Origin of the sequence: Paenarthrobacter nitroguajacolicus, assembly GCF_029952445.1 — a bacterium.
Classification (GTDB): Bacteria; Actinomycetota; Actinomycetes; order Actinomycetales; family Micrococcaceae; genus Arthrobacter; species Arthrobacter nitroguajacolicus_B.
Genome location: NZ_JAQPPK010000030.1, coordinates 45,079 through 58,803, shown reverse-complemented (window position 1 = coordinate 58,803; position 13,725 = coordinate 45,079). Strand labels below are relative to the sequence as shown.

The window sequence follows — 13,725 nt, the reverse complement described above, 5'->3', positions numbered from 1 at the left end:
GGCGACGGCGGCTGCGGTGCCGACCAGTGCGACGGAGGCGAGGATTTTGCCGGAGGTGGTTTTGAGGCTGATGGCCATGGGGATCAGTGTCCTTTCGGGTGGCCACCGTGAGACCGGCCGGCCTGTTGTTTTCAGCCTGTGTGGCTGACAGGAATTACTTTGCCGGGCCTGGATCAAGAACAAATCCTGTGTTCGATCAGCACTTCCTCAGGAAAACCTCAAGAAAACCGCAGGGCATCTCCGCACCAGGTGGACATAGGGAGCGTTGATTCACTGTGAATCAACGCTGTGGACTGAGTATGTCTAAAGGGAGCAGCTGTGATCGTGATGGACAATGATCTTGCAGCACTGCATCGTGGTGCCCGGCAGCGTCAGGCCCGCCAGCGGGTGGATCTGCTTGATGAACTGCGCGCAGTTCACAACGCCTCCTCGCGCGGCATGAACCAGCGCGAGATCGCCGATGTTCTGGTGACCAGCCAGGCAAAGGTGCACCGGATGCTGAAAGCCATCGAGCGACGCCCGGATGTCCTTTCGGCCGGAGCGCCTGAGGAGATCATCCTTCGGGCGTTTGTGTGCGACACCCCCAGGGTGGAGCTGCTCGAACGGTTGAAGTCCCTGAGCTACACGGACGGTGAGGACGCCCCGTACCCGCATGAGGGTTGCATCCCGGGCACATGGGACCAAGTGGTGGGAGCGTTCGCGCAGGACCTCCTGACCGAGCGCGAGTTCAATGAGGTCAGGGCGGCTGTTGGCCGCTGAGCGGGGTGCCGTTCACGCGGCACTGACCGAGTTGTACGCCCCGGGCAATGAACTGGAGCGGGCTCCGGATGTTCAGCTGGCCTACTTTGACGACGTCGCGGTGGTTCGGCTGGCGAAGGCCTTCATGGCGCGGCAGCAGGACGTCATGACGGCGGGACACGCTGTTGTTGTCGCACCCGGCCCGCCGGGTGCAGGCAACACTGAAGCGCTGAAAACCCTCGACCTGCGCGGGTATCGCCTCATCGAGCCCGACGATGCCAAGGACATGATCCTGGACGACGCCGAACGCAACGGCTTGCTGAGTTACCGGCACAACTACACGCTGCCCGACGGTGCCCCGGTTGGAGTGCGGGAGCTGGCCTCCCACGTCCACGCCATCTCCACCAGCTGGGGCTATTGCGTGGCCTGAGCAGCCCCAGGGAGTGTCTTCAGATAGCCGCCACGGCCGTAAGCTCCACATGCATCCCGGGACGAGCTAAACGTGCGATTCCGACTGCGCATCGGACAGGCAGGGCGTCCGTGAAGTAGGTCCGGTAGATTTCGTTAAACCCCGCACGCTGGTTCTCGATGTCGGTCAGGTAGATGGTCAGGTGGGCGACTCGATTCAGGTCAGAGCCGCAGCGCTCCAGGTCTGCGCGCATGTTCTCAATGACGGCGATGCTCTGTTGCTCTATGGTCTCTCCTGCCAGATCGCCATTGGAATCAGTGGGGATGGAGGTGACGAAAGCCAGCCCCCCGACCACAGTCACGTCGCTGGACAGGGCGCCTGGTTTTGCGGACTCTGGATAACGCCGCACGGCGCTCAAAGTGCCGCTGCTTTCTCGGGCAGAGCTTCACGGCGAACGGAAGGGCTGATGTCTCCGATGGTGTTGACCCCGCAAAAGCCCATGGCAATCTTTAGCTCAGACCGCATTGTGGCAAGGAGCTGGGCAGCTGCTGTGCCTCCCCCTGCGGCCAACGCGTACGCCGCCGCCCGACCGATTCCGGCGGCCTGGGCACCGCGGCTCAGGACGTTCAACACGTCAGACCCGCGGTGGACACCTCCGTCACAGTAGACCTCCACCTGCCCGTTGACTTCGGCCACGACTTCATCGAGCACGTCGATTGTGGCTGCGCCACGGTCAAACTGACGGCCTCCAAGGTTGGACACGTAGACCGCGTCGGCGCCGAGGTCGATGGCGATCCTGGCATCTTCCGCGCACATAATGCCCTTGATGACCAGCTTCCCTGGCCATTGCTGCCGCGTCTTTTGGACGTCCTTCCAAGAGACCGTGAGGTCTTTGTTGGCCTTCATGAAGGGCTTCATTTCCGGCATCCTCAGCGGGCGCCCCTCTGGCTGGTAGTTGCCGTACGTGGCTTTGCGTCCTCCGAAAAGGACACCGGCAACCCACCTGGGATGCATGGCGCAGGAAACGATATCGGGAAGGGACAGGGCCGGGGGAAGGCGGGTCATGCCGTGCTGCATTTCCCGTTCCCGATCTTCGCCTACAGTGCAATCTCCGGGAAGAACCAGAACGTCAATGCCCAGGTCCTGCGCTTCGGCGAGGTGCCGTTCGGTGTGGCGGCGTTCCTTCCAGAACTGGGCTTGTGCCCATACGCGGCCTGGTGCTGCAGCTACAACCACTTCCGGGAGGGCTACGCCCGACCATGCGCTGTGGATGAAGATTCCGCCCAAGTCCGTGATGGCGCGGGCGATGCCTGGATCGGCGTCCGGATGGATCATTCCCAGCATGCCCATCGGCCCGATGAAGAAGGGAACCTCTGTTTTTTGGCCAAGCATCGAAGATGAGAGGTCCATGTGGGCTACGTCAGGGAAAGCCCGCTGGCGGTAGGTAACCGACTGCATGGCCTCGATGTTCCGGGCAGCCGTGACTTCATCGAGGACCCCTCCTTCGAGGAAGTCGAACATCATTTTGGGAAGCCGGCGGTATGCCGCCTGCTTCATCCCGGCGGCGCTCAAGACGCGTTGAGACATTTGTTAGTACTTCTTTCCATTTTGGTTTGGAGTCAGTGGTTGGCAGAGGAGGGGTTGAGAACAGGTCCCTCCCGAACTGCATATCGAGTTTCTGCTTTGTTCGACTTGGCCAGGCGATGAGGTCTAGATGACCTTCGCCAGAAACTGCTTTGTTCGCTCATGCTGCGGGTCCTTCAGTACCGTTCGGGGGTCCCCTTGCTCGACGATTCCGCCGCCGTCCATGAAAATCAGGTGGTCGCCAACCTCACGGGCAAATCCAATTTCATGCGTCACAACGATCATCGTCATACCGGCTTGGGCGAGGGCACGCATGACGTCCAGTACTTCACCTACGAGTTCCGGGTCCAGAGCGGATGTTGGTTCATCGAAAAGCATCAGGCTGGGTTCCATCGCCAGTGCCCGGGCAATGGCAACACGCTGTTGCTGCCCGCCGGAAAGGGACGAGGGGTATGCGTCTGCTTTGGCGGAAAGCCCCACCCGATCCAGGAGTACCCGAGCCCGGTCCCGAACCGTTTTGGGATTTTGCCGCTTGACTCTTATGGGCGCTTCGCAGATATTTTGCAACACCGTCATGTGAGGAAAGAGATTGAATCCTTGAAAGACCATGCCGATGTTTTCGCGCATTTTGGCTGATTCGGCGTGGCTTTTTGTATGGAGCCGGGCATTTTTGATCTTGACGCCCACAGGTTCTCCCTGCACTACGATGTAGCCCCCATCCAGGGATTCGAGCTGGTTGATGCAACGCAGGAAGGTTGACTTACCCGAACCGGAAGGTCCAATGATGCAGGTGACACTTCCCTGCGGGATCATCAGGTCGATTCCTTTAAGTACCTGAAGGTCGCCAAAGTTCTTGGTGACGCCTTTTGCCTCGATCATCACATCGTTCATGACTGGCCTTCTTTTGAGCTCGTTGTTGCAGCAGCAATTGCGGACTTGGAGCGACGAGGGGTGGCCCGCTGTCTGGTCCGGCGGGTGGTGACAGTCCCGCGGTTGTAGTGACGTTCGATGAAGTACTGGCCGAGGCTCAAGATGCTGGTGACCACCAGGTACCACATGCTCGCGGCGATGAGGAGGGGGATGGTTTTGAAGTTGGCGCTGTAAACCAGCTGAGCTGAGTAGAGAAGCTCGGGGAACGCCAGGACGCTGACCAAGGAGGTCGTCTTGAGCATCGAGATGGTCTGATTTCCCGTGGGAGGAACAATGACCTTCATGGCCTGTGGGAGGACGACGCGGGTGAGTATTGCGAAGCGCCGCATGCCCAGTGCAGTGGCGGCCTCCGTTTGGCCGCGGTTGACACTCAGCAAGCCTGCCCGAACGATTTCGGACATGTAGGCCCCTTCGTTCAGCCCAAGACCCAGGACCGCAGCGACAAAGGGCGTAATGAGGACGTTGGCGTCGACGGAGAAGAATTCCGGTCCGAACGGGACGCCGATTTCAATCCGTGGGTAGATCGCTGCGATGAAGCCCCAGAAGAGGAGTTGAACGAACACGGGTACCCCGCGGAAGAACCATATGAGGAAGGCGGCAACCCCGGCGACGATTGCATTCGGGGCCAACCGGGCCAATGCCAGGAGAACGCCAACTACGATGCCGACCACCATGGAGATGGCTGTGAGGCCCAGCGTCCGCAGAAGACCGGTAAACAGCCTTTCTGAGGTGAACCAGGAGAAAGCTACATCCCACTCGTAACGTTCATTCGTCACCAGTGAATAGGTCACAAGCATTACGCCGACAAGAACGACCGTGGCTGTCAGCCACATTGCTCCGTGGTGTTTATGCGGACGTCCAAGGAGGAGGCTTTGGGTTTTGTCATCCACTGCTGAAGGCTGCTTTCCCTCGAAGGCTATTGTGCTTGTCATGTTGTGCCTTCTTACTGGGCCTTGTTGAAGGCGAAGTCAGAAATCGCTCCGTTGCCCACGCCCCATTTATCAAGGATTTCCTTGTATTTTCCATTCTTGGACATCGCTTCCAAGCCGAGCTGAACGGCCTTCTCCATGCCGGCGCCCTTCTTGAATCCGATGCTCACGGGGGAGAGGTCTTTCTCGCCAACGAGTTCAATCTTGGCGCCCTGCTTGATGGCGTATCCCAGCGTGGGGCCGTCGACGTAGACGGCATCAAGACGTCCGGCCGCCAAAGCCAGACTTGGTGCCTGCATATCCGGGTACGTCATGGTCTCGATCGCGGGCTTTCCGGTGGTTGTGCAGGCTGCAGAGAGCGCAGGGACACGTTTCAGGTCCTGAAATGAACCTTTCAGCACGCCAACTCGCTTGCCACACAGAGCATCCGGCGTGAGGTTCTGGGGGTTGCCTGGTGCGGCGCCAATGCCGCTTCCGGACTGGTAGTAGTCAACGAAGTCGAGAACCTTCATACGCTCAGTGGAGGGGGACATCTGTGAGATTGCCATGTCGAACTTACCGGCGCTGATGCCGGGGATGATGCCGTCGAACGGTCCACTTTGTACTTCGGTCTTCAGCCCAAGAGTTTGGCCCAGGGCAACGGCAAGTTCCGGGTCAACGCCGACCGTAGTGTTGCCGTCCATGAAGTGAAGTGGGGGAGAGCTCTGGCTCATTGTCACCACCAGGGTTCCTTTGTCACGCACGGACTGTGGCAAAGCTGCAGCAGCCGCTTCGTCTACCGACGTGGCCTCGGCAGCGGAAGCGGGCTTCTCAGCGCTGGTGCCGGAGCCGTCAGGGTTTGAACATCCCGCCAGGAGGCCACAGGCCGTCACCAAGAGGGTTGCAGTCGTCAGGATTGATCGGAGCTGATTCATCGAATGCGCCTTAGAAGTTGAGGGGTGATGGACCGGAAGTGGCGTTCAACACCCCAATGTGTTTCACGTCACCACTTTTGCCGGTAGGATGTACCGTACATCATGCACGATTTCTTGCCAAGGAGTCGCGTGGCTTGGTCGATATATGGGTAATGTTTGTAGCCTGCCCGATAACATAGGGGACCCTGTATGAACACGAACACCGTTCCAGCTGAAGAAGTAGAAGACCTCATACCCTCGCGGCCTATGTTGGCGGACCAGGTCTTCGAGGCAGTTCTTTCCTTGCTGTTGGACGATAAAATTCCCACGGGTGCGCCCTTGAGCATTGATGGCCTGGCCAAGCGTTTCAAGGTCTCATCCACCCCTGTCCGCGAGGCCTTGGCACGTCTTGAAGCCACGGGAATGATAAGGCGCGAGGCCCTCAGGGGCTACAGGGTGGCCCCCGAGCCTACAGCCAAAGATGCCGTCGCCCTTCTCACTACGCGACATGTCCTTGAACCAGCATGTGCACGTTTGGCCTGCGAAAACTCCGCCTCGAGGCTGGTCCCGGAGCTTGAACGGGTCCACCGGGTTCTCGATCAATCGCGCCATGGAGGCAGTACATTTGCCGGGTATCGTGCCTACTGGCGTGCGGACGAAGAATTTCATCGGCTCATTGTGGAAGCGACCGACAACGAATTCCTGGTCAGGGCTTACGGCTCGGTCGAAGGTCACATCCAGCGGTTCCGCTTGATGGTTCAGAATGATCTCAGCGGAGATGACACGCAACTCGAGCACGGAGCCATTATTGAAGCCTTCAGAGCCAACGACACTGCGTTGGCTGAGGCGGCGATGGCTGCTCATATCAGTGGGATCAGCTGCCGCCTGCAGGGGCTCCCAAGATTCAACCCCGCCCTTGACGCTGATTAGTTGGTTGTCGGCGCGGTGCGGCGAGCCGGACTTGGACGTCACGTAGGAATTAGGCCGTCCCAATGGCAGGGCCTTTGGTGCAGCTCGGTGCTGCGGAAGCTGCATGAACAGTTCTCATAGCAGGATTCGGCCCCGGAGCCACGGGTTAGGCCGCTGGCGCTTCACCCGGGGGCTGCCCAAACCGCAGCACCATCGTTAGGGTAATCGAGCAGTTTTGGAGAAGCCCGCAGCCTCGGCCCAGTCGTAGCGTTTTGGGTATCGGATACCGACCAACTGAGGAGACGGGCAAATGGCTTGGACCACAACCACCGGCAAGGGCAAGTCCTACGAGGGCTTCACAGAGGATGAGCGCGCCGCCATGAAGGAGCGCGCGCAGGAACTCAAGAAATCTCCGCGCAAGAAGGCTAGCGCAGCTGACGGCGAGGCGGATGTGATGGCCAAGATTGCGGAGATGCCGGAGTCGGACAAGGTCATGGCTGAACGCCTGCACGCCCTTGTGAAGGAGCACGCTCCGGAGCTGGCACCCAAGACCTGGTACGGGATGCCTGCCTACGCCAAGGACGGCAAGAACATCGTCTTCTTCAAGAGTGCGGACAAGTTCAAGTCACGCTATGCGACGCTCGGCTTTGAGGAAAACGCCATGCTGGACGACGGCGCGATGTGGCCCACGTCCTTTGCGCTCAAGGAAATCACGCCCGACGTGGAAGCCAGGATCGTGGAGCTGATTAAAAGGGCGCTCGGCTAGCTGTTGCTATTTGGCCCCGCCGGTCAGTACGTCGGGTCCGGGTTGGGGGTTGGCGGAACGGGGCCGGGGTCGGGGACCGGCGAAGGTCCCGGAGTGGGGTTGGGGTCCGGTATAGGGCTCGGAGGAAACGGCGTGGTGGGGTCCGGAGGCGGCGGAACGGGGCCGGGATCCGGTGGGAACGGTTCGGGCTCGTGGGTCGGGGGCAGTGTCATGATCTCTCCTTTGCGTGCTGGCGCATGTTGCTCGGGGTAGATAACAGCAGCCTAGGCACGGACGCTCCGATGCGCCACCACATTGAGGACAGTTTCCACGTTTTAGGTCATATGACCTAAAATCAAATCATGAATGATCTCCTCAAGCTCGATACCGCAGGCCCTGTGCTGATTGTCGGTGGCTACGGAACCGTGGGCACCGCACTCACGCGCCACGCCTCGGCGCACTGGCCGCTGCTCCTGACGGGCAGGAATCCCGACCAGGCAGCACACTTGGCCGATGAAAACGTCGGCGTTCAAAAGTGGGACCTCAGCCAGCCGGAACCCTTCGAAGCGCGGGTCAGGGCGGTGATCAGTACAGTCAATGACCCTCAGGACAGGGTGCTCCGCGCCGCGGTCAGCGCCGGCATACCCTACGTTGACGTCACCCGTTGGACCAGCCGGGTCACCCGGGCTATCACGGTGGCAACGCTATTGAAACCGACGGCGCCCGTGCTGCTGAGTTCAGGATGGATGGGTGGCGTCACCAATACAGTCGCCGCGGCATTGGCCCAAGAGGTGGGTGAAGCGGTCGACGTGGACATTTCCATCAGATACGACGTCAACGACCAAGCAGGAGTTGACTCTGTCGACTTCATGGATCGGCTGGGACTTGAGTTCGAGGCACGAAAAGGCGGTAAGGCCGCCGTCGTACGCCCCTTAACTGACACCCGCTGGGTGGACATCGCCGGACATCGGACCAAAGTTGCCCGGCTGGACACGCCCGAGCAATTCACGCTGCCGCTCACGCTGGGTGCGGAATCCGTGGCCACAAGAATTGGGTTCAGCTCCAATACATCGACGACGGCGTTGCTCGCCGCACGTGCGGTTGGGCTGTTCCGTTGGGGCAGCGGAGAGAAATGGGCTCCGCTGCGACGGTCACTCCTTTACTCGCCGGGGTCGGGTGGGACAGCGCAAATCCGCGTCGATGTGAGTGGACCACGGGGCACCAGGACGGCCGTCATCTCCGATACGTTGGGCCAAGCACACCTCACTGCGGTGGGAGGACTCCTTGGACTCCAAGCGGTGCTTCACCACGACGCCCAGCCCGGCGTTTTCTTCCCTGAATCCACTCCGGAACCGGCTGCCCAGCTCGCCAAACTCGAGTCTTACGGTGTGACAATATTGAGGCCATGACCGAAACCAAGGGCGCGCTGCGGAAGGCGGCCCTCCTGGATGCTGCTGAAGAAGTACTGGTCACCAAAGGCAACGCAAACGCCGCCATGCGGGACTTCGCGGCCGCCGCCGGGGTGCGGATCGGACACTTGCAGCACTACTATCCCACCCGCGCTGACCTTATTCGCGCAGTGCTTGAGCGGGCGCTCGAACGCTCCCTTCAACGGCTCAACGACGTCACCGATGTGGACCTTTCGCCGGAGGCCGCGGGTCGGCTGGGCCGGGATGATTCTTACCGGCTGCTGGCTGCGTTGCTCCAGGAACATTCGGACATGGCCGACGTCAGGATGCACCTTGAGATCTGGGCCCTGGCTGCCGCAGACGAAGGCGCCGCCAGTGCCCTCCGGGGGTTCTATTTTCAATATTGCGCGCACGTGCGGGGTTTGGTCCGGCGAGGCAGGCCGGGGCTTTCGGAGCAGGAAATCAATGCTGTGGCGGCAACTGTTGTGAGCTTGTTCGAGGGTGCGGCCGTCACGCGCTCAGAGATCGCAGGGTTGCGAACGCCGCAAGGAGACCAAGCAATCATCCGGACTGCGCAGTGGTTGATTCACGGGGAGTAGGCCGGGTTTTCCACATAGGGCGGTTGGTGCCTTCTGTGCTCTTTTGGTGGCTGGAAGAGTTGGGGCATGGAGCAGATTCGGGGCTGGCAAGCGGGCGCAGCGGTAGGTGAGCCTGATCCTGTCGCGAGTCTATTGTCCCTGGAGTCGACACCCCGGGTTTCTGATCTGATCGTACTTTTGGGTGCCGTCCGTCTCGGCGACGGGAGCGGTGAGTTGATTGATCAGCTCCGTGCTCTGGAGGAGCTGAAGTCCGCCATCACCGCTTTGCAGGCGAGGGTGGCGGTTGCGTTCGATGTGGGTGTGCGCGCCGGCCAGGCTGCGGCGGGTGTTCCAGTGTCCGAGCGGGGCAGGGATGTGGGAGCGCAGGTGGCTTTGGCGCGGCGGGAGTCCCCGAACAAGGGCTCGCGGTTGTTGGGGTTGGCGAAGGCTCTTGTCACGGAGATGCCGCACACGATGGCCGCGCTGGAAGCAGGGCTCTTGAATGAGTGGCGGGCTACGTTGCTGGTGAGGGAAACAGCCTGTTTGTCTGTGGAGGACCGGTCCGCGGTTGATGCGGAACTCGGTGCCGATGCCGGGACCTTTGAGGGGGTCGGGGACAAGGAGATCATCGCCGCCGCGAAGGCTGCGGCGTATCAGCGGGATCCCCGGTCGGTGGCCCAGCGTGCTGCCCGTGCCGCGTCCGACCGGACCGTGGGCCTGCGCCCTGCCCCGGATACCATGACGGTCCTGACCGCGTTGCTGCCGGCTGCCCAAGGCGTCGCGGTTTATGCGGCGTTGTCGCGGGCGGCGGACTCTGGCCGGTCGCGTGCAGGGACCGGTGCCGGGGGTGGGGAGCGGACCCGGAGCCAGGTCATGGCCGATATCCTCGTCGAACGGATCACCGGCAAACCCGGAGGAATCAACGGCGTCGAGGTCCAGCTCGTCATGACCGACCGGACTTTGTTCCAGGGGGAGAGTGAACCGGCGAGGCTTCAGGGCTACGGCATCGTTCCGGCCCACTGGGCACGCGAGCTCACCAACCCCACACCGGCAGGCGACCCCGAACGCGCAGCCAGCAGTGACGGGCGGTCAGGGGCCACTGTGCGGGATCCCGAGTACGGCGTCTGGTTACGGCGGCTCTACACCGCCCCAACCACCGGGGAGCTGCTGACCACGGACTCCAAATCACGGCTCTTCCCACCGAGGCTGCGACGCTTCATTGAGACCCGCGATGCTACCTGCCGCACACCGTACTGCGATGCGCCCATCCGGCACATCGACCACGTCGTGCCCTGGCACAACGGCGGAGCCACCACACTGGAGAACGGCGCCGGGCTCTGCGAAGCCTGCAACCACACCAAAGAACACCCCGGCTGGACCGCAACCACCACCCAGGGCAACGCCAACCCCGAAACCCGCCACACCCTCAAACTCCAAACACCCACCGGACACACCTACCAATCAAAAGCCCCACCCCTACCAGGCTTCACAACCCTGGTGCCGCCCGGCCCCAAGGCCGCTGCGATGCCCGGCTCCAGAGCCTCAACGGTGTCCGTCAAGCCGCCCTCCAAAATGCCACCAGCCGCCGTCGTGTGAGCCTTGTCCGGACGCCCACGAAGAGATTTCAAAAAGTTTGTGCTTCTGCGTAACCCTTTGGCGTGCCCTGACGATTACGTCTTTGAAAGGGCCGAGCTGGAATTTGTCCCCCATCATCTTCCAGCTCGGCTCTTCCTTGTCCGGAAGACTTGCGGACCAAGGGGTTCCTCCTTTGGTGGGCCCGGCAGAGCAGTTACCCTTGGTGGGGTCATCCGGTGTGAAAGTCGGTTGACCTGGCTTCCAGCCTGGACCAGTCGCCGATCGAAAGTCCGAATTCTGTGACCGACGCATTGACCGATGAAGCGCTACATGCACTCCAAGGCAATAACGCGGAACTGTTCAGCGCCGTCTACCAGGCGTACGCCGGACAGGTTCTCGGGTACTTGACGGCGAAGGGCGTCGCGGATCCGGAAGCCACCACGCAGGATGTCTTCCTGGCCGTCCTGCCTCGTCTGGACGGCATCAGCGGGGGCGTGAACGGTCTAAGGACCTTCATCTTCTCGGTAGCCCACGCCCGTATGGTCGACGAGCACCGGAAGGAAAGCCGGGCACCGGACCAGCATGAGTTCGAACCCGAACGGGATGTGCGCGAATCGAACTCCGCCGAGAGCGAAGCCATGCTCCGCTTGGCGCCCTATGAAGTGATGGCGCTTTTGGAAAACCTGGGCGAAGAGCAGCGGGAGGTCCTGACCCTCCGCCTCGTGGCAGGCCTCACCGTGGAGCAGGTGGCCGGAATCATGGGGAAATCCGCCGGAGCAGTGAAGCAGCTGCAACGTCGGGCAGTCATTGCACTCCGTGAGCATTCGGCAGTAAAGGAATACGTGTCGCCATGACATTCAAGGATTTGGAACGCGAACAGATTGTGGACGAGCTGTTGCTCGACGCAGATCTGGCCGATACCGCGGACGTCCGGCAGGTGCTTCTGGCCATGGGGCATTTCAGCGACGCAGCGGCCCCTGCGCCGAGCAAGGAACTCGCAGCCATGCTGGCAGGACCACACGACGAAGTGACCAAGCGCCGTTGGCGGCACAAGCACCGGACTGCGGTGGTCGGTGTTGCCGTCGTGGCGGCGATGGGACTCGGGGTAAGCGGTGTTGCCGCTGCGAGTTCCGGATTCACGCGGAGTCCTTCCTTTGAAGGACTCTTTGGAAGCTTCGTTCCTCATACGGCCCCTGCGGCTCCCGTTGTGCTGGCTCCCGATGCTCCCAAAGTCAGCACCGCGCCCGCCCCGTCGGCAGATCCAGCGGCAATCCCGCAGCCGGTCCAGCCAGTCCGTCCCACCCCGGCTACTGTGGTCGCCGCGCCCATGCAAATACCCGCTCCGGTGCTCGCAGCCCCGCAACCGATTCGGCACACACCGGCACGAACCATACCCGCCGCCATCCCGCCAGCCCCTCACCCGGCTGCGCCCCAACCACCCGCAGCTGATCCGGCACCACCCACGCCGGATCCTATGCTGCAGTCCAGTGCTGCCCCCTCCGGCAAATATTCGGGCAGTGGGCTTCCTTCGCTCTCCGATCAACAGCCCTTCGCGGACCTCAAGGCCGCGGCAGAAAAGCTGAAGCAGTTGAAGAAACCCGTGGAACGCTAGGAACCTGACACGGCTTGGGCCATGATTCCCATGCCGTGATTCCCACTGCGGGGGCGGCAGTAGGCTTGGGGCATGATGCACGTCAACGATCCCGCCGTCGTCGAGCGGTTGATGCGGACAAAAGGCACGTGGGCCATAGTTGGCCTGAGCAACAACGAGTGGCGTTCGGCCTACGATGTGTCGCTGTATGTCCGGGACAAAATGGGCATGGAGATCATTCCCGTCAATCTCAAGGGCGAGGACGTGCACGGCGAGAAGGGCTACAAAAGCCTGGCGGACATTCCCGCGGAAAAACACCCCATCGACGTTGTTGATTGCTTCGTCAATTCCGAGCGCGTTGGCGCCGTCATCGACCAAGCGATTGCGGTCGGCGCCAAGGCTGTCTGGCTCCAGTTGGGCGTCTTTGACGACGACGCCACGCAGCGCGCCCGGGACGCTGGGCTGGATGTCGTGGTGAATTCATGCCCGGCACGCGAAGGATGGCATTACGGCTTGTAATTTGCAGGCTTCTTCTTCTGCTAGATTGCTGCTGACTCATCTCTTTAGCCCCGGGGGACGGCCATGCGTGGCGACCATTCTGCAATGCCATTTTCCATTCCCAGCAGACGGGCCGCGCTAGGCATCTTCGGCGCTTCCATGGTGGCCGGCCTGACTGCCTGCACTGCCGCTGAAGGCGCAGAAAATTCGACGCCGGTGCTGGCGCCCACGGACACTGCAGAGCCCACGGCCTCCGCAACGCCGACGCCAACACCCAGCCCCACGGCAACCAAGAGAATCCGCCGCAGTTTCATTCCGGACTTCCAGTTGCCGCCGATTGTGGGCGGCCTCGCGCCGGTCATCACAAAGATTCCTACTAAGCATCCGGTGGTATTTCTGACCATCGACGATGGAAACATCAAAACGCCGGAATCGGTCAGGCTCATGGCCGAATACGACTACCCGGCCTCTCTGTTCCTGACCAGGGACACCATTGCCGACAATCCGGCGTTCTTCAACGCGTTCAAGACCCAGGGCAGCCTGGTGGAAAACCATACCGTGACGCACAACATCAACATGGTGCGGCAATGGGGCTACCAGCAGCAGGTCAACGACATGGTGGGGATGCAGGAGTACGCCCTTCAGCATTACGGCCGCCGGCCTACGCTTTTTCGTCCGCCTGGCGGGGCGTATTCCAATGTGATGCGCCAAGCCGTTGCCGACGCCGGGATGAAAGCGATCATTACATGGGAAGCCAAGGCCAACGCGGGAAAGATGGACTACCAGGTAGGCAATTCGCTGCGCCCGGGCGACATTGTGCTCATGCATTTCCGGGCCGAGTTCGCCGCGGACCTTGCTGCCTTCCGGGCAGCGCAGCTTGCTGCCGGGCTGGAAGTTGTCTTGCTTGAGGACTTCCTGGGCGTGGTGTAGGCGTGCT

17 protein-coding genes are annotated in these 13,725 nt (G+C 61.3%); 11 read left to right on the top strand and 6 right to left on the bottom strand.

All coding sequences use genetic code 11. The annotated features are described in order from the left end of the window. Positions 1 to 318 precede the first annotated feature (318 nt). Both PJL15_RS18910 and PJL15_RS18905 read left to right on the top strand, forming a co-directional pair. The gene (locus PJL15_RS18910; protein ID WP_281452675.1) at positions 319 to 759 is read left to right on the top strand and encodes a hypothetical protein; all 441 of its coding nucleotides are present in this window, start codon (positions 319 to 321) and stop codon (positions 757 to 759) included. Next, positions 749 to 1,168, top strand: coding sequence for a hypothetical protein (locus PJL15_RS18905; RefSeq protein ID WP_281452674.1), 420 nt, complete (start codon positions 749 to 751; stop codon positions 1,166 to 1,168). Before PJL15_RS18910 ends, PJL15_RS18905 begins: the two co-directional genes overlap by 11 nt. A 19-nt stretch (positions 1,169 to 1,187) precedes the next feature. On the opposite strand, the gene PJL15_RS18900 is transcribed toward PJL15_RS18905, so the two are convergent. From PJL15_RS18900 to PJL15_RS18880, 5 genes are all read right to left on the bottom strand, one after another. Then, complete coding sequence (locus tag PJL15_RS18900; protein ID WP_281452673.1) at positions 1,188 to 1,556, bottom strand: RidA family protein; 369 nt, start codon at positions 1,554 to 1,556, stop codon at positions 1,188 to 1,190. Positions 1,557 to 1,561: 5 nt separating this feature from the next. Further along, on the bottom strand, positions 1,562 to 2,734 hold the full coding sequence (locus PJL15_RS18895) for an alpha-hydroxy acid oxidase (protein WP_281452672.1): 1,173 nt from the start codon (positions 2,732 to 2,734) through the stop codon (positions 1,562 to 1,564). Between the two features lie 123 nt (positions 2,735 to 2,857). Further along, positions 2,858 to 3,622 carry an amino acid ABC transporter ATP-binding protein gene (locus PJL15_RS18890; protein WP_281452671.1) on the bottom strand — a complete coding sequence of 255 codons (765 nt, stop codon included), beginning with the start codon at positions 3,620 to 3,622 and terminating at the stop codon, positions 2,858 to 2,860. After that, entirely contained in the window at positions 3,619 to 4,593 is a 975-nt protein-coding gene (locus tag PJL15_RS18885; RefSeq protein WP_281452670.1) for an amino acid ABC transporter permease, read from the bottom strand. Before PJL15_RS18885 ends, PJL15_RS18890 begins: the two co-directional genes overlap by 4 nt. Before the next feature lie 11 nt (positions 4,594 to 4,604). Next, positions 4,605 to 5,504 (bottom strand): ABC transporter substrate-binding protein, encoded by a 900-nt coding sequence (locus PJL15_RS18880; RefSeq protein WP_281452669.1) that lies wholly within the window; start codon positions 5,502 to 5,504, stop codon positions 4,605 to 4,607. Positions 5,505 to 5,693: 189 nt separating this feature from the next. Between PJL15_RS18880 and PJL15_RS18875 the strand changes: the two genes are divergently transcribed. Together PJL15_RS18875 and PJL15_RS18870 are read left to right on the top strand one after the other, a co-directional pair. Further along, positions 5,694 to 6,413: a GntR family transcriptional regulator gene (locus tag PJL15_RS18875; RefSeq protein WP_281452668.1), complete on the top strand. Its 720-nt coding sequence runs from the start codon at positions 5,694 to 5,696 to the stop codon at positions 6,411 to 6,413. A gap of 289 nt (positions 6,414 to 6,702) precedes the next feature. After that, positions 6,703 to 7,158 (top strand): iron chaperone, encoded by a 456-nt coding sequence (locus tag PJL15_RS18870; protein ID WP_281452667.1) that lies wholly within the window; start codon positions 6,703 to 6,705, stop codon positions 7,156 to 7,158. 23 nt (positions 7,159 to 7,181) lie between these two features. Here PJL15_RS18870 and PJL15_RS18865 read toward each other — a convergent pair whose 3' ends face one another. After that, on the bottom strand, positions 7,182 to 7,370 hold the full coding sequence (locus PJL15_RS18865; protein ID WP_281452666.1) for a hypothetical protein: 189 nt from the start codon (positions 7,368 to 7,370) through the stop codon (positions 7,182 to 7,184). A 129-nt stretch (positions 7,371 to 7,499) separates the two neighbouring features. On the opposite strand from PJL15_RS18865, the gene PJL15_RS18860 reads away from it, so the two are divergent. The 7 genes from PJL15_RS18860 to PJL15_RS18830 all read left to right on the top strand — a co-directional run bounded on the left by PJL15_RS18860 (position 7,500) and on the right by PJL15_RS18830 (position 13,718). Further along, on the top strand, positions 7,500 to 8,546 hold the full coding sequence (locus tag PJL15_RS18860; RefSeq protein ID WP_281452665.1) for a saccharopine dehydrogenase family protein: 1,047 nt from the start codon (positions 7,500 to 7,502) through the stop codon (positions 8,544 to 8,546). After that, positions 8,543 to 9,145: a TetR/AcrR family transcriptional regulator gene (locus tag PJL15_RS18855; RefSeq protein ID WP_281452664.1), complete on the top strand. Its 603-nt coding sequence runs from the start codon at positions 8,543 to 8,545 to the stop codon at positions 9,143 to 9,145. Before PJL15_RS18860 ends, PJL15_RS18855 begins: the two co-directional genes overlap by 4 nt. Before the next feature lie 66 nt (positions 9,146 to 9,211). Further along, positions 9,212 to 10,720: an HNH endonuclease gene (locus tag PJL15_RS18850; protein ID WP_281452663.1), complete on the top strand. Its 1,509-nt coding sequence runs from the start codon at positions 9,212 to 9,214 to the stop codon at positions 10,718 to 10,720. A 278-nt stretch (positions 10,721 to 10,998) separates the two neighbouring features. Further along, positions 10,999 to 11,553, top strand: a complete 555-nt coding sequence (locus tag PJL15_RS18845) for an RNA polymerase sigma factor (protein WP_281452662.1) — start codon at positions 10,999 to 11,001, stop codon at positions 11,551 to 11,553. Then, on the top strand, positions 11,550 to 12,311 hold the full coding sequence (locus PJL15_RS18840; RefSeq protein WP_281452661.1) for a hypothetical protein: 762 nt from the start codon (positions 11,550 to 11,552) through the stop codon (positions 12,309 to 12,311). Before PJL15_RS18845 ends, PJL15_RS18840 begins: the two co-directional genes overlap by 4 nt. A 72-nt stretch (positions 12,312 to 12,383) precedes the next feature. Next, the gene (locus PJL15_RS18835) at positions 12,384 to 12,809 is read left to right on the top strand and encodes a CoA-binding protein (protein ID WP_281452660.1); all 426 of its coding nucleotides are present in this window, start codon (positions 12,384 to 12,386) and stop codon (positions 12,807 to 12,809) included. An 84-nt stretch (positions 12,810 to 12,893) separates the two neighbouring features. Then, positions 12,894 to 13,718, top strand: coding sequence for a polysaccharide deacetylase family protein (locus PJL15_RS18830; protein ID WP_281452659.1), 825 nt, complete (start codon positions 12,894 to 12,896; stop codon positions 13,716 to 13,718). The last annotated feature ends 7 nt before the right edge of the window (positions 13,719 to 13,725 follow it).